General features: G+C 41.0%; 19 protein-coding genes. 12 read left to right on the top strand and 7 right to left on the bottom strand.

The genetic code is table 11. The features are described from left to right. Positions 1 to 62 precede the first annotated feature (62 nt). On the top strand, positions 63 to 239 hold the full coding sequence (locus QNN06_RS02480; protein ID WP_284037878.1) for a sulfurtransferase TusA family protein: 177 nt from the start codon (positions 63 to 65) through the stop codon (positions 237 to 239). Positions 240 to 291: 52 nt separating this feature from the next. Here the strand turns inward: QNN06_RS02480 and QNN06_RS02475 are convergent, their stop codons facing one another. Both QNN06_RS02475 and QNN06_RS02470 read right to left on the bottom strand, forming a co-directional pair. Beyond that, a complete protein-coding gene (locus tag QNN06_RS02475; RefSeq protein WP_284036900.1) occupies positions 292 to 768 on the bottom strand; it encodes a peptidoglycan recognition protein family protein in 477 nt (158 codons plus the stop codon). 10 nt (positions 769 to 778) lie between these two features. Further along, entirely contained in the window at positions 779 to 3,187 is a 2,409-nt protein-coding gene (locus tag QNN06_RS02470) for a tetratricopeptide repeat protein (protein WP_284036899.1), read from the bottom strand. A 225-nt stretch (positions 3,188 to 3,412) separates the two neighbouring features. On the opposite strand from QNN06_RS02470, the gene QNN06_RS02465 reads away from it, so the two are divergent. Then, the gene (locus QNN06_RS02465) at positions 3,413 to 3,829 is read left to right on the top strand and encodes a DUF1284 domain-containing protein (protein WP_284036898.1); all 417 of its coding nucleotides are present in this window, start codon (positions 3,413 to 3,415) and stop codon (positions 3,827 to 3,829) included. Between the two features lie 51 nt (positions 3,830 to 3,880). On the opposite strand, the gene QNN06_RS02460 is transcribed toward QNN06_RS02465, so the two are convergent. After that, positions 3,881 to 4,318, bottom strand: a complete 438-nt coding sequence (locus QNN06_RS02460) for a protein-tyrosine phosphatase family protein (RefSeq protein ID WP_217034362.1) — start codon at positions 4,316 to 4,318, stop codon at positions 3,881 to 3,883. 247 nt (positions 4,319 to 4,565) lie between these two features. Here QNN06_RS02460 and QNN06_RS02455 point away from each other — a divergent pair, with 247 nt between their 5' ends. The 3 genes from QNN06_RS02455 (at position 4,566) to QNN06_RS02445 (ending at position 6,694) form a co-directional block, all read left to right on the top strand. Next, the gene (locus tag QNN06_RS02455) at positions 4,566 to 6,005 is read left to right on the top strand and encodes a L,D-transpeptidase family protein (protein WP_284036897.1); all 1,440 of its coding nucleotides are present in this window, start codon (positions 4,566 to 4,568) and stop codon (positions 6,003 to 6,005) included. Positions 6,006 to 6,145: 140 nt separating this feature from the next. After that, complete coding sequence (locus tag QNN06_RS02450; protein WP_213120752.1) at positions 6,146 to 6,466, top strand: YbjQ family protein; 321 nt, start codon at positions 6,146 to 6,148, stop codon at positions 6,464 to 6,466. Between the two features lie 3 nt (positions 6,467 to 6,469). Then, positions 6,470 to 6,694: a hypothetical protein gene (locus QNN06_RS02445; RefSeq protein WP_213120753.1), complete on the top strand. Its 225-nt coding sequence runs from the start codon at positions 6,470 to 6,472 to the stop codon at positions 6,692 to 6,694. Between the two features lie 69 nt (positions 6,695 to 6,763). Here QNN06_RS02445 and QNN06_RS02440 read toward each other — a convergent pair whose 3' ends face one another. The 3 genes from QNN06_RS02440 to QNN06_RS02430 form a co-directional block, all read right to left on the bottom strand. Next, entirely contained in the window at positions 6,764 to 7,948 is a 1,185-nt protein-coding gene (locus QNN06_RS02440) for an amidohydrolase (protein ID WP_284036896.1), read from the bottom strand. 45 nt (positions 7,949 to 7,993) lie between these two features. Then, entirely contained in the window at positions 7,994 to 9,409 is a 1,416-nt protein-coding gene (locus QNN06_RS02435) for an MFS transporter (protein WP_213120755.1), read from the bottom strand. A gap of 215 nt (positions 9,410 to 9,624) precedes the next feature. Beyond that, a complete protein-coding gene (locus tag QNN06_RS02430) occupies positions 9,625 to 11,967 on the bottom strand; it encodes a helix-turn-helix domain-containing protein (protein ID WP_284036895.1) in 2,343 nt (780 codons plus the stop codon). Positions 11,968 to 12,315: 348 nt separating this feature from the next. Here QNN06_RS02430 and ahpC point away from each other — a divergent pair, with 348 nt between their 5' ends. The 7 genes from ahpC (at position 12,316) to QNN06_RS02395 (ending at position 20,441) form a co-directional block, all read left to right on the top strand. Continuing rightward, complete coding sequence (gene ahpC, locus QNN06_RS02425; protein ID WP_213120757.1) at positions 12,316 to 12,879, top strand: alkyl hydroperoxide reductase subunit C; 564 nt, start codon at positions 12,316 to 12,318, stop codon at positions 12,877 to 12,879. Between the two features lie 12 nt (positions 12,880 to 12,891). Beyond that, a complete protein-coding gene (ahpF, locus tag QNN06_RS02420) occupies positions 12,892 to 14,421 on the top strand; it encodes an alkyl hydroperoxide reductase subunit F (RefSeq protein ID WP_217034354.1) in 1,530 nt (509 codons plus the stop codon). A gap of 619 nt (positions 14,422 to 15,040) precedes the next feature. Then, on the top strand, positions 15,041 to 16,282 hold the full coding sequence (locus tag QNN06_RS02415) for a saccharopine dehydrogenase family protein (RefSeq protein WP_284036894.1): 1,242 nt from the start codon (positions 15,041 to 15,043) through the stop codon (positions 16,280 to 16,282). A gap of 1 nt (position 16,283) precedes the next feature. Beyond that, positions 16,284 to 17,411, top strand: coding sequence for a carboxynorspermidine decarboxylase (gene nspC, locus QNN06_RS02410; RefSeq protein WP_217034350.1), 1,128 nt, complete (start codon positions 16,284 to 16,286; stop codon positions 17,409 to 17,411). 269 nt (positions 17,412 to 17,680) lie between these two features. Next, complete coding sequence (locus QNN06_RS02405; protein WP_284036893.1) at positions 17,681 to 19,138, top strand: sensor histidine kinase; 1,458 nt, start codon at positions 17,681 to 17,683, stop codon at positions 19,136 to 19,138. Then, a complete protein-coding gene (locus QNN06_RS02400; protein WP_213120762.1) occupies positions 19,138 to 19,824 on the top strand; it encodes a response regulator transcription factor in 687 nt (228 codons plus the stop codon). The genes QNN06_RS02405 and QNN06_RS02400 overlap by 1 nt, the downstream gene beginning before the upstream one ends. A gap of 29 nt (positions 19,825 to 19,853) precedes the next feature. Continuing rightward, a complete protein-coding gene (locus tag QNN06_RS02395; RefSeq protein ID WP_284036892.1) occupies positions 19,854 to 20,441 on the top strand; it encodes an undecaprenyl-diphosphatase in 588 nt (195 codons plus the stop codon). Positions 20,442 to 20,494: 53 nt separating this feature from the next. Here QNN06_RS02395 and QNN06_RS02390 read toward each other — a convergent pair whose 3' ends face one another. After that, a complete protein-coding gene (locus QNN06_RS02390) occupies positions 20,495 to 21,232 on the bottom strand; it encodes a YqjF family protein (protein WP_284036891.1) in 738 nt (245 codons plus the stop codon). Positions 21,233 to 21,322 lie beyond the last annotated feature (90 nt).

The following is a 21,322-nucleotide window of genomic DNA, read 5'->3' as shown; positions in this document are numbered from 1 at the left end:
CACAGGTGATGGATGTTAACTACACTTTAGACATTCGCGGCGAGCCATGACCATACCCTGTCATTTATGCGCTGGATGCGCTAAAGTCTATGAAAATCGGGGAAGTATTACAGGTCATCGCAGACTGCCCGCAATCATTCCGAAGTGTGCCGGAGGAAGCCGTCAAACACGGCTATAAACTTCTGGCCGAACCGAAAAAGGTTGGGCAGGATATTTATTTTTATATTAAAGTGGTGTGAAACAAAGGGACGGTTCTTCTGATTCGTGAAGCAGAAGAACCGTCCCTTTGCATCATTTTTTACTGATGAATTCTCGGAATTGGTCCATATTGAAGTTTTTCCCTGGGCAGGTCTTGGTTGTGCCAGGTAACTCGCGATGACCTAAAACATCGGATACAGGGATATTGAACTCGCTCATTAAATAGTGACAAAGTTTTTTCGCTGACGATAATTGCTCTTTTGTCGGATGGTCGACATCAAAATCTCCAGTAAGACAAATACCTAGGGATACTTCGTTATAATGATAAGCGTGGGCGCCTACATGGTAACCTCTCCCCTTCAGAATCTCTCCGTTTGCTTCTATAAAAAAGTTATAGCCAATTCCACTCCATTTACGTACCGCTTGGTGAAAGTGGTGGGTCTTATAAATATCCCAGCCCCGTTCCTGGGCATGATGAATAATAATATATTTTATCCCATCAGGAATTTTCTTTAACGGTTCGGAAAATTGTAAAGGAACATCCCTGACAAAGCTAGGTTCTTTTAACATGAAATCACTCCTAAAAATCAAGATACACACCGTCTGGGATAATGTCTTGATGATCGATTTGTTCACGGACCTTTACTGATTGAAGATAACGAAAGTGAGCGTCTCCATAGATTTCTTTCTTTATTTCCAGACATTTTTCCATATATCCGGTTACGGCTGCCTGCTTACTTAATAAAAAGGATAACACGGCAAGATTGTGATAGACCTTTGCTGCTTCCGCGGAGGAGTCCCCCAAATTTCCAACCACGATTTGCAAAGCCTTTTGATAAAGATTTTGCGCTTTCCGATACTTTCCTTGCCGTATGTATACGTTCCCTAAATGATTTAGAGCCTGACTAAAGTTAATATGGGTCATACCAAAGACTTTTTTACCAAACTTAATCACCGCAAGCCCCATCTTTGCCGCATCCTCGTATTCCCTTTTATGGTGATAAAAATAGACAAGACTGATATATGCTGCGGCAATCTTTCTCTCATCAAAATTCTCCGGTCTTTTTCGGATTTCGATTGATTTTAAATAGAGAGGCTCCGCTTCTTCCAGTCTGCCCATATCTTGATAAAGTGTCGCAAGGTTGTTGGCAGATAACGCAACGCCAAGGTGATTTGCTCCCAAGACCTGCTCCCTAATCCTTAATGACTCTAAATATAAAGGCTCCGCATCCTCATATTTTCCCTGATTGTGAAAGATGGTAGCCAAGCCATAATAGGTTTTTGCTGTAAAGCTATTATTTGGCCCGTATACCTTCTCAGCAAGATCAACTGCTTTTCTAAACAGCTTTTCCGCTTCTTGATATTTTGTTTGTTTAAAATATATAAAGGCCAAGTCATATACAATGATTGCCAATACCTGACCTGCCTTGTCTGTTGGCATCGGGTCAAGATAGTTGATTAGCTGCTGATGCAGGGGAATGGAAACCTCCCACTTACCGTAATTAAAAAATCTCGAGTCCTCCGCTCTGAACCATTCCACAAACTCCTCTAACGGCATCAAATTCTTCACCGCCAAACTAAACCCATGAAAAAATGATTCATCCAGCCAAAAAGAGGGCTTTTCTACCGTTGATTTAAATTCATATCGACTTAGCAGTGATGAAAAATATTGAAATAAAAACTGGTTTCCTTCCATAAATTTATGATTACCAATATGGTCGCGCAAGCTTTCACGCATCAAAGAATGCATTTCCCATCTTCCTTCAGCACCCATCTTTATAAAAGAAAAATGAATAAGGTCATCAAAATCATCCGCATAAAAGCCAATATCAAATTGTTTCACAAGCAGTGTAAATAACTCGCGATCCCAGGAACGGGTGAGAGCCAACAACTCTAACGCTCTTCGTTCACCCTTTGTCAGGTATTTCATGAAACGAGTGAACAGCTTTTCTACATTTTTCTCAAATTGGAAATCTTCCTTTACAGGTTCCCTTTCTTTTAAAATTCTTTTAAATAAATCGACGGAAAGTTCAATCGAATACGGGAGCCCTTTAGAGTAGCCCAATATCGTAGAGATGACCTCTTCTTGATAAATGCCGTGGCGGCGTAAGATCTCTGCTCCAACTTCTTCACCTAATGAGGTTAGCTGCGTCTGAACGATGACATCATTCCAATCTTTATCTTTCTCGGCCCATCGTAACCGTTCCCGTCCAAAAATCACCCATGTTATGCCTGGGGTGACTTGAATCCACTCGCGAATCCATTCATCTACGTAAAACTCGTCCCCTTTTAAACGCTGGTCTTCCCATAGAGCTTCATATGTATCTATAAAAATATAAACTTTAGCGGCATTTTTTTGAATATATTCCAGCAAATCCTCACTGAAAATTTGCGGCAGCAATAAGAGGAGTTCAGATGCTTCTTTATCAGACAACAAAGATAGATAGCTCATTTTCCTTTCATTTAAATACCTAGTTACTAATTTATGGCCTTTATGATATAAGTTATATATCTTAGGAACAAGACTAATGCCCGGAATTTCCTTTACTGTATTGATGACATCTAAAAGGAAGTCACTTTCATCTAATAGCGGGGCGGATGAGTCATTTAAAGCGAGATTTGGGTATGCTTTATTCATGTACAAGGAATAGGCGATGTCAAACAAGGCGAAATTTATTTTGTACTTTTTCCCTAAAGATTTTCTTAAATGAATAAGAGCATTATCAATTTTTTGATGCTCCTTTGTTTCAAAATTTAGAATGCCGACAGTATCCAAGTTCTGTTGGATTCTTTTGACCATCTCCTTCCTGAGAGCTGTTTTCCCAATGCCTCCTACCCCATAAAAGGAACGAACTTTATATGTTTCAAAGGAAAGCGGGGCCAGGCTATCCTCCCTAAAAAAATCCAGTAAAATCTCCTCGCGTCCAACGAAAATATCACTAGACTGCTGACTTAATTTCTCATCTAAACTCGGTCTCTTAAATCCCATTCAACCACCCTATATGCTAAAAAGTATATGATATTTATTATAACAGGAGATGATGCATGGGGACGGTTCTGGTGCATCATAAGCAATATAAAAAAGGAGACGGTTCTTCTGCTTTTGAAGCAGAAGAAACGTCCCCGTGCATCATTTAACGTGTTATAATACGCATAATATGTTAACCAAAATGTATTTCAAGTTGACCTTTAACATTAAATTAGGAGGAGAATTATGTATAGGCTGCGAGGTCATCACCTTTTTTGCCTTCTCGGCTATCGGGGAATGGGCTATTCCGAAGAATACGTGAAAAATATGACACGTTTGCATGAAAACTTGAGAAAAAATCCCACAACTTTAATTCATCTTGTAAATGGACCTGACCATTTGTGCGAAAAATGCCCTAGCACCGGGCAATACCACTGCGAAGACAAGCATATATATGAAAGAGACGCCGCTATTTTAGAGAAAATGGGGCTTAAAATCGGGCAAATTCTGAGTTGGGAAGAGATCGAATCGCACATCCGAAAGTTTGTCGTCCCCGCCGATATTCAAACCATCTGCGAAACATGCTCCTGGCGTTCCTACGGAGTTTGTGAGGAAGGGATTCAAGAGATTCATGACGGGAAGGGCTTAAGGGAAGTTAAATGAAACATGGGGACGGTTCTTCTGCCTCAGAGGCAGAAGAACCGTCCCCATGCATCACTTTATGCCCAGAAATTTTTCGTATCTTGATAATACTTCCATATAAATGGGCGGTGGTGCGACATCTGGTTTCTTTCTCCTGACTTTCCTCAGTGCCTGTTCACGATCTAACCGATATCGGTACATATAAAAAGCAGTTAGAATCAAACCAGTTCTGTGTATGCCAAACCTGCAATGGATTAGAACTCGATGTCCCCGGTCCATCAACTTGTCTATTTGCTTTATCAAATTATCTAACCATTCCACACTTGGTTTAACCCAAAGAAAGATGGGAGACCAAATCATAACTCTCCTTGAAAAATCAAATTCAGGCTGATCAGGGGTTATGCAGAGGTTTACGATTGCCGATATTTTTCTTTTAACAAAGTCCCAGTCATCGGAGGAAATACTTCCCCCTGCGTACAATCTTCCTGGAATCATTTCAATATGGTTCAAATTTGTTTACTCCTCCATACATCATTAATTCACTTTATGAAAAAAGAAAGGTTAAGTTCCCCATCCTTCCTATCCCAGAATTTTTTACGTGCATACAAAAAACGACAATGTTTGACGATTACATTTAGTAGAATAGTAGTTACAATTTAATGTTTTTGTTAAAAAATAGTAAAACTTGAAACATAACCAACATACTTAACGTCTATAGGATGGATAGCTGAAATTACCTAGGGTGGGGGGATTCTTTTTGGAAAGTACGGTAAATATTAATGAAATTAATCAACAACGCGCAAATCCAACAAAACGATTTGCAAACTGGAAGTTTATCACAGGAAGTATCATCGTTGGTCTTGCAGTCATTGCGGCAGGCAGCTATTATCAGGCAACCCACTTTAATTCAAATATCAAGATTAATAGCGTAAAAGTCAATGGACTGAGTGCTGAGCAAGCACTTGACAAGTTAAAAACAACCGAGTTAAAAAACGTGGTCTATATCGGCAATCAGCAAATTATAGATGGTGAAGATACGAAGATGGCATTTACGGACAAAGATTTGGCCGATGTCAAAAAATTATTAAAAAGCCAGTGGACGTTTTTACCGTCTTCAAAAGCAAAAGATTATTCATTAATGCCTGGAAAACAGGACCAATATCGAAATCAGACGTTGAAAAAACAGTTGGAAGAAAAGCTGCTATCCATGAATCAAAGTTTAAAGGTGCCTCAAGATGCTGTTGTTCGTTTGGAACAAGGTAAAATTGTTGTTTCTAACAGCATTGACGGTGAACAGTATGATGTCGCCAGTCTTCTCAAGGACTACGAAAAGCATGAATATGTTGGTGAAGTCCACCTTAATCCTGTATACATACAGCCCATTAAAGAAGACAGCGAGTTTGTAAAAACTCAACAGAAAAAGCTGGAAGAATTCCTTGCGCAGACCGTTGAATATAGGGTTCAGGATAAAGTTTTTTCGTTAAACGCCGGCGAATTAATTAAAAATGCGTCCATTTCAAAAGATTTGCAGATTAAGATTGATGATGCAGTTGATATTAAGAATAAGATCGCTGAAATTAATAATTCACAATCCACATTAAATAAAGATTTCTCCTTTAAGACCCATTCTGGTTCGGTGATATCGGTTAAAGGGAAAGGTTATGGCTGGGCTATAAATGTTGATAAAGAAATACCGCGGATTCAGGCAGCTTTTGAAAATGGGGAGAAATCCGTTGCCGCCTCCAATATTTACGGTAAGGGCTGGAAAGGTGAAGGCTACGGATATGATACGATTACGAACAATGGCATTGGCGATACGTATGCTGAAGTCTCCATTGCCGAGCAGCGAATTTGGATATACAAAAATGGACAATTAGTCGTCACGACGAATGTCGTAACAGGCACACAGAGCACCGGTCATGGTACATCACCAGGAGTGTGGTATATCCTCTATAAGCAAACACATGCCACCCTAACGGGCAGAGAAAACGGAAAAATCACTTATCAGACTCCTGTTGATTATTGGGCCCCTTTTACGAATGACGGACAGGGATTCCACGATGCCAGCTGGCGATCAAATTGGGGAAGTAAAGCCTATCTTGCGGCAGGATCACACGGCTGTGTCAACACACCGCCAAGCGTGATGAAAACCGTATACAATAACCTCAGTGCCTATCAGCCAGTTATCGTTTATTAAAAATGACCAAGGGCCAGTTCTTCTGCTTCAATTTTCAGCAGAAGAACTGGCCCCTTGCACACTAAAAAGTAATGGTATTTATATCCAACGGAAAGTAAAATAGACATGTAGGTATTATTTTTGTTAAGGGGCGGATCGGTATGATTATCGTAACAACCGAGAATATTGCGAATCATAAAGTAACAGAAGTGTTAGGTCCTGTATTTGGGTTAACTGTCAGGGCAAGAGGAATTGGTAAAGACATCATGGCTTCTTTAAAGGGGCTTGTAGGCGGAGAAATCAATCAGTATACAGAAATGCTTGAAGATGCCAGAAAACAAGCGATCGACCGGATGGTGAAAAACGCTGCAGCAATGGGGGCAAACGCGATTATTATGATGCGCTTTGACTCAGGAGAAATCGGACAGAATATGAGTGAAATTGTTGCTTACGGAACAGCTGTTGTTGCGGAAAAGGAATAAACTATGAAGTGGATTTTGGGATTTTACGGCATCCAAATCTTCATCCTGATTATTCTAATCATCCTCTCCTGGCTCATTTGGGACCGTCGCTTCAAGAATAAACATGGACAGCAAGTACCTAAAGGCTTCATCCGAACAAATGAAGTATCCATTGATCCAACCACCAATAAAAAATTAGTCGTTTACTTCAATCCGGAGACCGGAGAGCGATTTTATAAAGAGGACTAAACAAAAAGTAAAACACGGGGACTGTTCTTCTGCTTCATTTTTTTGAGGCAGAAGAACCGTCCCCATGCATCATATTCCATAATAACCGCAAACAACCTGGCCGACAGCTTTTGCTGCTACTAGAAGGGCGTCTTCGTCTATGTCAAATTTCGGATGGTGGTTGAAGTATGGTTTTTCTACTCCTTTTGGTGTACAGCAAATGTAGAAGAAGCAGGCCGGGAATTTTTTTGCATAGTGTGCAAAGTCTTCTGATGGTGATAATTTCGGGAATTCCTGTACTTCCGTAATATCTTTATCATTTGCATTTTTTAGAATCTCTGCCACCATTTCCGTTAGGTCCGGATTATTATAGAGCGGCGGATAGTCTGGTGTATATGTCATCTCACAAGTGACGTTAAATTCTTCCTCAATCCCTCTTGAAATACGGCGAATTTCTGTTTCGATTAACTCCCGGGTTTCATCTGTCATTGCCCGAACATCGCCTTCAATTTCCACACTATCCTTAATGACATTAAAGGTACCCTTCCCATCAAATGATCCAATGGTGACGACGCCCATATCAAATGGGTTTAAGCGGCGGCTGATAACGGTTTGAACAGCCGTTACAAAATGAGCTCCGGCGACAATCGCATCATTGGCTAAATGTGGCGAAGAACCATGACCGCCTACCCCTTGGACCTTTAATTTAAAGTAGGCACGTCCAGGAAAGACGTATCCACTGTTATAGCCAACAACCCCGGAAGGTCCCATTGGCAGTAAATGAATACCGAAAATATTGTCCAAATCATCAAGCAGCCCAGATTCAATCATGCCGATTGCTCCGCCTGGCGGTACCTCTTCTGCAGGCTGGTGGATAATTTTAATTGTACCGGGAATTTCATCCTTTAACTGGATTAAACAATCGGCCAGAACCATGAGATAGGCTGTATGTCCATCATGAGCGCAGGCATGCATGACACCTGGATTTTTCGATTTAAACGGGACATCTGTTTCTTCAAATATTGGCAGAGCATCGAAATCAGCGCGTAATCCAATCATCTTCCCTGGCTTTCCGCCTGTAATCGTCACGATTAACCCGTTGCCGCCGCCCACTTTCCGATCTACCTTGACATCCTTTCCTTTATAAAATTCTTCGATATATCTGCTTGTATTTTCTTCTTCAAACGATAGTTCAGGATGTTCATGAAGATATCGGCGAATTTCTATCATCTCTTCTTTACGCTCTTCTAACATTTGCATTAGTTTGCTCTTCATTCCCAGTTCCTCCATTCAATCTTTTTTGCAAAAATTCTCCGCACATTAACTTGCTTGGGGTTTGGTCTTTAGAACACGCCCACGCTCTTTCTCTTTCCCTGCATTTTGCGGAACCATGATGATAATTGATAACAGCGCCAGCACGCCAAAGATCACATTTACAATCACGCCTGCGGTTGCTGCGACTTCAATGCTGGTAACGGCCGCCATTGTGCTGTAGACTGTCGCGGAAATCGCCACACCGAAGGCGCCGCCAAGCGAACTTGCCATTTTATAAATTCCAGCTGCTTCCCCCACTTTGTTGGATGGAGCATTGGATACTGAAGTATCAGTAGAAGGGGTTGCATATATTCCAAGTCCCAGGCCAAATAAGGCAAAGCCAATAAACACGGCAATCGTATATGATAAGTCATTCAGGAAGGTTAATCCCATCATCGCAACGCCAACTGTTGTAATAATCGTTCCCCAAATCATCGGTTTCTTCGCGCCAACTTTTTGAAGAATTTTCTCTCCGACTCGAATCATGGCTAACACAGCAACCAAGTAGCCGAGTGACAGCATACCTGATTGGAAGGCTGTGAATCCCCTGCCGACTTGAACATAAGTGTTTGCGACAACAAGTGTGCCTGCGATTGCATTTAATAGGAAGTTTGAATAGGTCGCTCCTGCGTATGGCTTATTTTTAAATAAAGAAAAGTCAATTAGCACGATTTTTTTGTTTTTTTCCACCTTGAAAAAGACAATCGCTCCAACAATCGCAACAGCCGCAAGAATGATGGTAGTTGGGCTTGTCCACCCTAAATCTGCTCCAAAGGCGATAAATACGTTTAACGCAAGCATGGTAATAATGAAGATGACTAAGCCTGCATAATCGAATTTAAAAGCACCAGATGTTTCACCCTTACTCTCAGGAGTATCCTTAATTAAAAACATACCAAGAAGGGCAAATATGATGGAAAAGATAAAGATCCATCTCCATCCCATGTAAGTAGCAATCGCGCCCCCGGCAAATGAACAAACCCCTGATCCGCCCCAAGAACCGATGGACCAAAAGCTTAATGCTCGCTGTCTATCTGCTCCCTCATAATACGCTTTTACTAACGCAATAGTTGCCGGCATAATACATGCTGCGGACAAGCCTTGAATGATCCGACCGATAATAAGAAGAACCGCCCCTTGGGCAAAAACTAAACAAAGGGATCCGATAATGCTTAAAATCAATCCAATATTGGTAATTTTTTTACGGCCTATTTTATCTGCAAGCCCGCCCGCAGCCACAATAAACATACCTGAAAATAAAGCACTTAAGCTAATCGCTATATTCAACGCCTCAAGTGATACCCCTAAATCCGCTTGAACAGATGGGACGACATTGACCATTGCTTGTGCAAACAGCCAGAATGTAATAACGCCAAACACAATCCCGGTAATTAATTTATTTGTACCTTTATAGGTCATCATAAATTCCTCCTTGACCATTATAATTTGTTTTTTTTGTCTTGGTTAAACTGCAAACTTTTAAAAGTAAAACAGGTGATTTAAATCATCTTGTGCCTTTATTATAAAAAAATGACCCCTTGTAAAAGGAGTCATTTTTTATGCAGATAACGGTATCGTCAAAGGCATTTATTAACTTAAAAAATAGGAACACAAAATTTTACGGTCAATTTTTTACCTTATAGGATTACTTTTCTTATTTCAAAAAAGTGAACCGCATTTATAGTTAAATAGGAGTAAAACGACCACTCCTCATCAATCATTTCATCAAAAACCTCTAAACTTGGATGGCTTGTCCGGATAATATAGTCAATAATCTCTTGGTCCATACCATATTTACTATTGTTTTCCCTCCAGTTTTTATAAAGGGCCCCATGGTCTTTATCAAAAACATATTTGCGAATTTGATATTCACCGCAGGCAATCCCTTTAATCGTTACCCGCATTTCTCTCATTAATTTTTGCAGAAAAGTTTCTTCAATTGAAAAATAGGGGTTCACAATATTACTGTTCATTAATACAAGCTGATAGCCGCGTTCATTTTCTGTCATGATATAAGATGGACCCTTTGCGACTACTTTACCTTGCAATTTTTTGAAGAATGACATGGCATAATAGACAGGCCGCTTACCATTAAAATAATGAAACAACTCCATTCCTTCTAGGGGAATATCTTTTCCTCCGATATTTTGCTCGTGTGTTTCGGTATTAATCCAGAAACCGAGCGTTTTCACGTCATCCGAAACTTTTATGGCATCATTCAAGATTAAAGCTCCCCGGAAAAAGGTTCCGTTCGTATATCGGGTATTTCCTGAAATGGTGTTCCAAGTCAGCAAATGCAGCGGCTTCTCAATGGAATGCGATTTTAAATATTGCTTTAATTTATCCGTTTTTTCCTTTATAAAATCTTTTGCTAACCCATAATGATGGTCGATTAATTCTTTAAAATCGATCACTTCATTAGGGCTTACTTTATAGGCGATAAAATCAATTTCCATAGCTTGCTGCAAAATCCATTTATACTGGTCATTTGTTGTACCTACGGTAAATGAAAAAGGTAAAAACGCCCCTACTTGAATCGAAGGAATTTCTGTTTTTATTAAATTCCGCAGTTTCAAATAAAATTTCTCTAATTGTTTACTCTCAAAAGCCTGACCAAATGTTTCTGAAAATAAAAAGCACCATGTGGCAAGATAACTTTCACCGAATACTTGTAAGCAATGTTTTAAAAAGTTCTGTAGTTTATGAAGATAGACATTTTCATCGGATGATATTTCAGCGTAGTTTACTTGAATATATAAAGACAAATCATTCGTTTTCATAAACTGAATGACTTCATCTGAATTATAATACGGTGATGTCGTTGGTATTAATTCATCTGTTTCTACCGCTGGAGATATCGTCCTTCCACTCAGTAATTTCTGAATTCCAACATATTTGATATGTAAATCTTCTTTCGCTAACAGCACTTGTGTTCGAACGGGTTTTTTTAGTAATTCCCTTAGTTCGCCAATCATTAAAATATGGTTTGGATGATTTAATATTTTTCTATTTACCGAACTCACATCAATTTCCAGCTCTTCAAAGCCGGTTTCCGTATTACTAAAGGGTTTGTTATTTTCACCTTCCGCTATAAGAGCGCCTAATTTCATTAATATATCTGGAGAACTAAGAAGGGTCTCTGATTCTTGCAGCTGAAGGCTTTCAACTAGAGCAACTTTTTCCTGTGAGTTCTTTTCACGAAAAGTATGCGGCGTTTCCCCATAAACCTTCTTAAACAAATTTGAAAAAGATTTGGTATTAGGAAAGCCATTTTTCAATGATATATACGTAATCGATTCGGTTGTATAGAGCAAATCCTTAACGCTGTGTTCTAAACGAATATTCATTAAAAAATTGATAAAGCCTGTACCTAATTGCTGTTTAAAATATCGCGAGAAATAACTGGGAGACAGATAAAATTTATGAGCAACGTCCTCCAATGTGAGCTGTTCATCATAATGCTGTTCAAGATACAAGATAATCTGTTTCAGCCTGGTATCCTCGACATGAATATTTTCAGAAATCCTTCCCTGCTTTTTAAATCGGCGAATTAAAGTGATTAAAATCTTACAAAGCATTTCGTGCATTTCAAGACGGTAGCCTTCATCCTGTCTGCAATAAATAACCATTAATTGAGCAAGTAGTTTCCGCATTTCCGACATCAAATTTTCTTTCCCTCTATCTATTTGCTGGGAAAACAACTCAAATTGATAACGACGGTACTCCGGATAATATTGCGAAATAAAAGAATCAGAAATACTTAATGTTAAAACCGTATTTTTCTTCGAACCTCGGACTTGATATATTTGATTTCGGTTAATAACAAGGTAGTCATATTCTTTAAGGTGATAAAACCGGCTATTGGTTTCAATCACTAATTCACCATCCAGGACAAGGAAAATTTCAATCCCCGAATACAGAGTAGATGATAAAAGCTCAATATGTTGTAAACGCAACTGAAAGTCTTCACCTGCAGCCACTTGTATCACTCCCTTCATTTATTCATTGTATCCAAAAAAGATTCACAGGGACGGTTCTTCTGCCTCACTGAGGCAGAAGAACCGTCCCTGTGAATCAGTTAATTGAGAAATGTTAATAACAATTGAAAATTAGAGTTTTTTTGTCAGTATATTGATTAGCGCCAATTATTTTAAATAAGAGTTTATTCTCCTTGACAAAACGGCAATATTTATATAATAATATCTCTTGTATTAGAATTATTTTAAAAAACTAATTATAATTAAAAGGAAAATAATTAGTTCCCTGTAGTTTTGGCTATACTGCTATAGTGAACTATTTATTAATACACCCTCAGGAGGAAGATCATTATGTCTTTAATCGGTAAAGAAGTACAACCATTCTTAGCACAAGCTTACCAAAATGGTGAGTTTATCTCAGTTTCTGAAGAAACTTTAAAAGGTAAATGGAGCGTCCTTTGCTTCTATCCAGCAGACTTCACATTCGTATGCCCTACTGAATTAGAAGACCTGCAAAACCAATATGCAACTCTTAAAGATCTTGGTGTTGAAGTATACTCTTGTTCAACAGATACTCACTTCACTCATAAAGCATGGCATGATCACTCACCAGCTATCAGCAAAATCGAATATGTTATGATCGGCGACCCTTCACAAAAGATTACTCGTGCATTCGATGTACTTGACGAAGCAGAAGGTCTTGCACAACGCGCTACTTTCATCATCGATCCAGACGGTGTTGTCCAGGCTATGGAAATCAATGCAGATGGCATCGGCCGTGACGCAAGCACAATCGTTAACAAGATTAAAGCAGCACAGTATGTTCGTAGCAACCCAGGTGAAGTTTGCCCTGCTAAATGGCAAGAAGGAGCTCAAACTCTTAAGCCAAGCCTTGATCTAGTTGGCAAAATTTAAGGAGTCCTAACTATGATTTTAGATGCAGATATAAAAGCACAATTAGCCCAATATCTTCAAATGATGGAGGGCGATGTGCTGCTTAAAGTTAGCGCTGGATCTGATGACGTTTCTCGTGACATGCTAGCCCTTGTGGACGAATTAGCTACCATGTCACCCCGTTTTAAGGTAGAGAAAACAGAATTGCAGAGAACGCCAAGCTTTAGTGTAAATCGGATTGGAGAAGATACGGGGGTAACATTTGCCGGAGTCCCACTTGGACACGAATTTACTTCCCTAGTGTTGGCACTGCTTCAGGTTAGCGGAAGAGCACCGAAGGTTGACCAAAAAGTCATTGACCAAGTGAAAAATATTAAAGGTGAATATCACTTTGAAACTTACGTTAGCCTAACATGCCACAACTGTCCTGATGTTGTACAAGCACTGAACGTGATGAGCGTTCTTAACCCAAGCATCTCTCATACAATGATTGATGGTGCGGCATTTAAAGAAGAAGTTGACAGCAAAGACATCATGGCGGTTCCAACGGTTTTCCTAAATGGTGAAACCTTCGGCAGCGGCCGGATGTCACTCGAAGAGATCCTTGCCAAGATTGGCAGCGAACCAGATGCTTCAGAGTTTGCCAATAAAGATCCATACGATGTGCTTGTTATCGGCGGCGGCCCTGCCGGTGCGAGTGCGGCAATTTACGCTGCACGTAAAGGCATTCGTACTGGTATTGTGGCAGAACGCTTCGGCGGCCAGGTGATGGACACGCTGGGTATTGAAAACCTAATCGGGACGAAATACACGGAAGGTCCTAAGCTCGCAGCAAGTCTCGAAGAACACGTGAAAGAGTACAACGTTGATGTCATGAACCTTCAGCGTGCGAAACGTTTGGAAAAAAATGACCTAGTTGAAGTTGAGCTTGAAAACGGCGCTGTTCTAAAAAGTAAGACGGTTATCCTTTCAACAGGTGCACGCTGGCGTAATGTCGGTGTCCCAGGCGAAGCTGAATTCAAAAACAAGGGTGTAGCCTACTGCCCTCACTGTGATGGTCCATTGTTTGCCGGCAAAGACGTGGCCGTTATCGGCGGCGGAAATTCCGGCATTGAAGCAGCGATTGACCTTGCAGGTATTGTGAAGCATGTAACCGTTATTGAATTCGCTCCGGAGCTAAAGGCTGATTCCGTCCTGCAAGACCGCCTAAACAGCCTTCCTAATGCAACAGTCATCAAGAACGCGCAAACAAAAGAAATTACCGGTACTGACAAAGTAAACGGTATTACCTATGTTGACCGCGCAACTGGCGAAGAACACCATGTTAAACTACAAGGTGTGTTCGTTCAAATCGGTCTTGTTCCAAACACCGAGTGGTTAGATGGTACAGTTGAACGCACTCGCTTCGGTGAAGTCATTGTAGACAAACACGGCGCTACAACCCTCCCTGGAGTCTTTGCTGCAGGCGATTGTACCGACAGCGCATTTAAACAAATCATCATTTCAATGGGATCAGGAGCAACTGCAGCCTTAGGCGCATTTGATTATCTGATCAGAAATTAAACAAAAGGGACGGTTCTTTTGCTTCATTTTGAAGCTGAAGAACCGCCCCTTTTCCTTTACGTGATGCATCAGAACCGTCCCCATACATCACCAATTTATGTTAATTCAAAAAAAGCAAAAAAATCTATTGACATTTATCTCATATACGGATAATATGAAGAAGCGTTATTTTGGAAAGCTAAAATATATCTAATCTTGAGTCTTTCCAAGCAGATAATTTTGACCACTTCCTTCAGGGAGTTAAGGCCATACGGACAGCCGGGTCAAATGCCGAGTGGCAACTTGGTTGCCTTATTGATTGAGTTAAAAGCTCAAATTTTATAAGTTGGTTACTTTACAACCAGTGCATATGCACACAACTTGTGAAACGGTCAATAAGAGTGGAAAAAGGCATTATTTGCTATATAGACTCTGATCAATTGATATATTTTGATTATTAGAAGCTTTCTTCATAATGTCCAATTAACCATTATGGTAGAGGTATCCGTGTGTTTTTTTACGGTATACTTATGCTTTTTAATATGACGATTATATCTAAAGCAAGTGTTGTGCGCGTTAATATGCGAATTACACTTGCTTTTTTTGTTGGAAAAATATTACTAAGTGAGGGGATATGAAAATGGGTAAAGCACTTATTATCGGGGCTGGCGGCGTGGCGTCTGTTGCCGTTCACAAATGCGTTCAAAACAGCGAAGTATTCGAAGAGATTTGTATTGCAAGCCGTACAAAATCAAAATGTGACGAGCTTAAAGCTAAATTAGATGGCACAACCAAAACAAAAATTACCACTGCTCAAGTAGATGCAGACAACGTTGATGAGCTAATCGCGTTAATTAATGAAGTAAAGCCAGATATCGTCATGAACCTGGCATTGCCATACCAAGACTTAACCATCATGGATGCTTGTCTTGCAACGAAAACACACTACATGGACACTGCTAACTATGAGCCTGAAGATACTGCTAAATTTGAATACAAATGGCAATGGGAATACAAAGAGCGCTTTGAAAAAGCTGGTATTACTGCCCTTTTAGGAAGCGGCTTTGACCCAGGCGTGACAGGCGTATTCTCTGCTTATGCATTAAAACATTATTTTGACGAAATTGAATATATCGACATCCTTGACTGTAACGGCGGCGACCATGGCTATCCGTTCGCAACAAACTTTAACCCGGAAATTAACATCCGCGAAGTTTCTGCTAACGGTCGTTATTGGGAAAATGGCAAATGGGTTGAAACAGATCCAATGGAAATCAAACGCGTTTACAACTTCAAGGAAGTTGGCGAAAAGGATATGTATCTCCTTTACCATGAAGAGCTTGAATCCCTTGCGAAAAACATGCCAGGACTTAAGCGTATCCGTTTCTTCATGACATTTGGCCAAAGCTACATTATGCACCTAAAAGCGCTTGAAAACGTAGGAATGACTTCTATCGAACCAATCGAATTCGAAGGAAAGCAAATCATTCCACTTCAGTTCTTGAAAGCAGTATTACCAGACCCTGCTTCCCTTGGACCTCGTACAGTCGGCAAAACAAACATCGGCTGTATCTTCAAAGGGAAAAAGGACGGCAAAGATAAAACTTATTACGTATACAATGTTTGTGACCACCAAGAATGCTATAAAGAAGTCGGCTCTCAAGCCATCTCTTATACAACTGGTGTTCCGGCCATGATCGGCGCTGCCATGATCTTAACTGGCAAATGGAACAAAGCGGGCGTTTACAATATCGAAGAATTCGATCCAGATCCATTCATGGAAGAGTTAAACAAATGGGGACTTCCATGGGTAGAGGATTTCAATCCAGTTCTTGTTGATGAACTACCTGAAGACTCAAAACAACCGGAGCTAGTTCGCTAAAATGCGGTTTGAAGAACTACCAACACCATGTTATGTAGTCGATGAAGAGCTTGTTGAAAAAAATCTTAAAATCCTTAACGGCGTTATGCAGCGTACCGGAGCGAAGATTGTTTTAGCGCAAAAAGCTTTTTCTATGACAACAATGTATCCCCTCATTGGACAATATTTAAGTGGTACTACAGCAAGCGGTTTGTTCGAAGCACGGTTAGGCTACGAAGAAATGGGCAAAGAGAATCACGTCTTTGCCCCTGCCTACCGTGAAGATGAAATCGATGAAATCATTTCGATTTGTGATCACATTATCTTTAACTCTTTTTCACAGTTAGAAAGATTTAAAGATAAAGCCTTAAAAGCCGGCAGAAAAGTGGGCTTGCGCATCAATCCAGAATGCTCCACTCAAATTGGACATGCGATTTACGATCCATGTTCACCTGGTTCCCGTTTCGGCGTGACTAGAGAACTTTTCCGTCCGGAATTGCTTGAAGGTGTGTCCGGTCTTCATTTCCACACCCTTTGTCAGCAAAACTCTGACGACCTAGAAACAACCCTTAATGCAGTGGAAGAAAAATTCGGAGAATGGCTTCCACAAATGGAATGGATCAACTTTGGCGGCGGCCACCATATCACAAGAGAAGATTACGATATTCCTAGACTAGAAGCTTGTATTAAGAGAATGCAAGAAAAGTACGGCTTGGAAGTATATCTTGAGCCTGGAGAAGCGATTGCTCTTAACGCTGGCTATCTGATTACATCTGTCCTTGATTTACACCAAAATAAAATGGATATCGCTATTCTTGACACGTCTGCAACCTGCCATATGCCTGACGTATTAGAAATGCCTTACCGCCCTCCTCTCTTTGGTTCAGGCGAAGCAGGCGAGAAGCCATATACATATCGTCTTGGCGGGCAAACCTGCCTGACAGGCGATGTGATCGGCGATTATTCTTTTGACCAGCCATTAAAGAGCGGCGACCGCTTGGTGTTCGGCGATATGGCCATCTATACCATGGTTAAAAATACTACCTTCAACGGCATGGCACTTCCAGCCATTGCAGTAAAAGATAAAGACGGCGATTGCAAAGTTGTACGTGAATTTGGTTATCAAGATTTTAAAATGCGACTTGCATAAAAGGTATAGCAAAACCAGACTCAGAGATGGGTCTGGTTTTTACTATGCCTTTTTTGCTTGCTTGCCTCCCTCCCCCGTAATTTAATAAATTTTTAATACCTCCTTAATAGCCTGTTTAGGCTGTTTGGTTATGATTATCTTGTTCGCCGTTTCATTGCGGAGAGGCTGATGGTATAAGATAATATCAATATCAACCCGGGAAAATAACTGGTTGGTTTTTGGACTTTTATAAGCCAAAAAGAATCTTAATAAAGAAAGCAGTGGAATCGATGTCCATTAAATTAAGGCTTGTAATTTCCAATTTAGCCATGATTCTTGTGCCGATTATTTTTGTTTGCTTATCCGCCGTGTTAGTCGCGTTACTGTTTAAAACGGATGTTAAAGAATTGCGGGCGATCTACCTCCCGCCGGAGCATTACAAGAAAATATCGGAACAAAATCAGTTTTTTATTGATTTGCGCAAGGAAACCATGAAAAATCCGGAGCTGTTCACGGATCCCTCTTATCTTAAAGATCTTGACAGCCGATTAACTCAAACCGCCGATACCTCCTTAATTGTAAGAAGAGGAAAACAGATCATATATTTGCCCGAAAAATTAAAAGACTTAAACAAGAAGGAACTGCCGCCATTTGGCCTCTTCCGGGAAATCGAACCGGTTGAGCAGGTAAATCACCAATTCGTTTCGATAAAAAAGCTGGATTTCTATTATCCTGATGGTTCCGAGGGCTCCTTGTTTTTTGTTAAGGACGCAAGCGGCGTGACCAAATTCGTGCGGACCTTCTTCCCGATTTTATTTACCTTATTAATTCTGGTTTTAATCGGAACGAATGGACTACTGACCTATTATGTCTCCAAAAGCATTATCCGCCCAATCCGCGGGCTGCAAAAGGCTGCCCAGCGCATGAAGGAAGGTGACCTCAGCATCCCGATTCCTGTTTACTCCAAGGATGAAATCGGCCAACTTGCCTTGGGTGTCGAGGAAATGCGGGTTAGGTTAAAGGAATCGATTGAAACGCAGCTTGCGTATGAGGAAAACCGTAAAGAGCTGATTGCCAACATTTCTCATGATTTAAGAACACCGATTACGACCATCAAAGGGTACATGGAAGGGATACGCGACGGGGTCGCCAACAGCCCAGAAAAAATGGACCGTTACATGCAGACGATTCTTTCGAAAGCAAATGAGCTGGACAGGATGATTGAAGAACTCTTTTTGTACTCCAAACTGGATCTGCAGCGGCTTCTTTTTCATTTTGAAAAAATTCACTTCGACCACTATTTGAAGGATTTTGTTGAAGAGCTTCGTTTTGATGTGGAAGGAAAACGGGTTGATATTAACTTAAATATCGAAAAATCAGGGGATTATCTAGTGATTGGAGACCGTGAGAATTTGAAAAGGGTCATCACCAATATTGTCGATAATTCCTTGAAATACATTGATAAACCGGACAAAGTGCTGTCCTTTCATTTAACAACAAACGATTCCTATGTTCTTTTTAAAATGATAGATAATGGACCTGGAATCACGAAGGAGAGTTTATCCTTAATATTTGACCGTTTTTATCGTGCTGATTCGGCGCGGGGGACGGACAAAGGCGGAAGCGGCCTGGGCCTATCGATTGCGAAACGAATTATTGAAGAGCACCAGGGGTCCATCTGGGCGGAAAGCCAAGATGGACAAGGAACGACGATACTTTTTACGTTGAAAAAGGCGGGTGTTGAGTAGTGAAACGCATCTTAATTATTGAAGATGATAAAAGTATTGCCGAGCTTGAACGGGATTATTTAGAAATAGAGGGTTTCTCGGTTGAAATTGCTTTCACTGGAGATGCCGGACTGAAAAAGGCACTGGCGGAGGATTTTGACCTCGTGCTGCTCGACCTGATGCTGCCGGGAGTAGACGGGTTCCAAATTTGCAAGACAATCCGAACCGAGAAAGACATCCCCATCCTGATGGTTTCGGCGAAAAAGGAAGATATCGATAAGATTCGTGGTTTAGGGCTTGGAGCAGACGATTATATCGTCAAGCCGTTTAGTCCGAGCGAGCTAGTGGCACGAGTAAAGGCGCATCTGTCCCGTTACCAGAGACTGATCGGCAAGGTGCCACAGAATGACAGCATCCTAATCCGCGGCCTTCGCATCGACCAAACGTCAAGAAGGGTATATATAAACGATGAAGAGATTATTTTTACCACCAAGGAATTCGATGTATTAACCTTTCTGGCCCTAAATCCAAACCATGTCTTCAGCAAGGAGCAGTTATTTGAACGGGTATGGGGGCTCGATTCCATGGGCGACATTTCCACCGTCACGGTCCATATCCGAAGGATTCGCGAAAAGATTGAAAACGATCCGTCCACCCCGCAATATATCGAGACGGTTTGGGGTGCAGGGTATCGGTTTAAAGGGTAATCTAAAGATACATCATTAGGAGGGTCATCATGTTATCCAATCTAGATTACACCATGTTTCAATGGATTAATCATCTAGCGGTCAGCGAACGGGTGTTTAACCCATTAATGGTGTTGTTAGCAGAAAAAGCAGAGTATTTGTTTATGGTAGGAATTCTTTTCTATTGGTTTTTTCAAAAAGCAAAGAATCGTAGAATGGTCGTCGAAGCTTGTTTTTCCGCCTGCCTTGCTCTAGGAATCAACGTCTTGATCGGCATGTTTTTTTACCGGGATCGCCCGTTTGTCTCGCATCATGTTCATTGGCTGATTCATCATGCCAGAAATGCCTCATTCCCGAGCGACCACACGGCGGCAGCCTTCGTCATCGCCGCTTCAATCTGGATTTGGCGGAAGCGCGATGGCTGGATTTGGCTGCTTCTTGCCTCTGGCATTTCCTTGTCACGCGTCTGGACCGGTGTCCATTACCCTCTGGATGTCATTGGCGGAATGGTGATTGGTGTGGGCTCAGCCTTCTTAGTTCATTATCTATTTGCGAGGTTTTCTATCTTTAATAAGCTAGGCGAATTTGTCATCGGGCTATATGACCGTGCGGAAAACATCGTATTAAGAAGATCCTAAATAGTATAAATGGCAAACAGTCTACCGGACTGTTTGCCATTTTTTACTTTCACTCATTCCTTTACTCTCTTAATATTTGAAAAAATAGAATCAACCCCAGGTGAAAAATGAAGGAACGGTGTTATCTTTGGAAGGTCAAACTTAAAAGGAGAAACTAAGGTATTTTGGTAGATATCTGCTTCTGCACGGTGCAATGGCCAGGGGGAATGGTCAATCTCGCCGCAAAAAATGTTCCCTTTTGCATCGATACTGTATAGACAATATCGTTCTGTCAGCCAGTGATCAAGGGTTCCGCTTTCTGCAAAATAAACTTCTGATGAAGCGCTAAACTTCCCGTCAAATCCCACTGGAGAAGAAGGGCTTTTCCGATCTTTCCTCACACTATTGTAAGAAAACTCCACTCGGTTTTCCCAAGCATGAATCTCAGAATAAAAATACGGCAGCCGGTACCACTTCCGTGCAATGGTATAAGTTGCCCAATGCGGTGCATCAAGTGATAAAAAATAGACGCCGGGCTTTCCTTTATATTTCACATAGGTCCGGACATTGATTTCCGGGAACTTTGCAAATAACGGCAGTCTCGGCAACCCGCGCAGAAAAATCCCATCCATCACAAACATAACAATCCCAATCCAGGCATATCTCTCAAACGTATCGATTTGTAACGCTTTAGGAACCAACGGCCGAATCACATCAACATGAACGGGCCAATGGGCAAATAATAAATTCCGCCATGATTGCTTCATAATCCAATTTTTCGATACATCCTGAAAGGAATGAAGGATTTCCATTCGAACTCACCCCTGCTTTTTATAGGCTAAAGGCACTTTTGTCACATCACTAGTCGCCTGATCAAGCGCGACAAGATCGTCGGAAGAACC

Origin of the sequence: Neobacillus sp. 114 (assembly GCF_030127045.1) — a bacterium.
GTDB classification, from domain to species: Bacteria; Bacillota; Bacilli; order Bacillales; family Cytobacillaceae; genus Neobacillus; species Neobacillus rhizophilus.
Note: the sequence above shows the minus strand (reverse complement) of the source record. Positions and strands in the feature narration are given on the sequence as shown.

Excerpts from the sequence above, each read along its gene's own strand:
- QNN06_RS02475 (WP_284036900.1), bottom strand. The coding sequence starts at position 768 with ATGTTAAAAGAACCTAGCTTTGTCAGGGATGTTCCTTTACAATTTTCC.
- QNN06_RS02470 (WP_284036899.1), bottom strand. The coding sequence starts at position 3,187 with ATGGGATTTAAGAGACCGAGTTTAGATGAGAAATTAAGTCAGCAGTCT.
- QNN06_RS02465 (WP_284036898.1), top strand. The coding sequence starts at position 3,413 with ATGTATAGGCTGCGAGGTCATCACCTTTTTTGCCTTCTCGGCTATCGG.
- QNN06_RS02450 (WP_213120752.1), top strand. The coding sequence starts at position 6,146 with ATGATTATCGTAACAACCGAGAATATTGCGAATCATAAAGTAACAGAA.
- QNN06_RS02445 (WP_213120753.1), top strand. The coding sequence starts at position 6,470 with ATGAAGTGGATTTTGGGATTTTACGGCATCCAAATCTTCATCCTGATT.
- QNN06_RS02440 (WP_284036896.1), bottom strand. The coding sequence starts at position 7,948 with ATGAAGAGCAAACTAATGCAAATGTTAGAAGAGCGTAAAGAAGAGATG.
- QNN06_RS02435 (WP_213120755.1), bottom strand. The coding sequence starts at position 9,409 with ATGATGACCTATAAAGGTACAAATAAATTAATTACCGGGATTGTGTTT.
- ahpC (WP_213120757.1), top strand. The coding sequence starts at position 12,316 with ATGTCTTTAATCGGTAAAGAAGTACAACCATTCTTAGCACAAGCTTAC.
- ahpF (WP_217034354.1), top strand. The coding sequence starts at position 12,892 with ATGATTTTAGATGCAGATATAAAAGCACAATTAGCCCAATATCTTCAA.
- QNN06_RS02415 (WP_284036894.1), top strand. The coding sequence starts at position 15,041 with ATGGGTAAAGCACTTATTATCGGGGCTGGCGGCGTGGCGTCTGTTGCC.
- nspC (WP_217034350.1), top strand. The coding sequence starts at position 16,284 with ATGCGGTTTGAAGAACTACCAACACCATGTTATGTAGTCGATGAAGAG.
- QNN06_RS02405 (WP_284036893.1), top strand. The coding sequence starts at position 17,681 with ATGTCCATTAAATTAAGGCTTGTAATTTCCAATTTAGCCATGATTCTT.
- QNN06_RS02395 (WP_284036892.1), top strand. The coding sequence starts at position 19,854 with ATGTTATCCAATCTAGATTACACCATGTTTCAATGGATTAATCATCTA.
- QNN06_RS02390 (WP_284036891.1), bottom strand. The coding sequence starts at position 21,232 with ATGGAAATCCTTCATTCCTTTCAGGATGTATCGAAAAATTGGATTATG.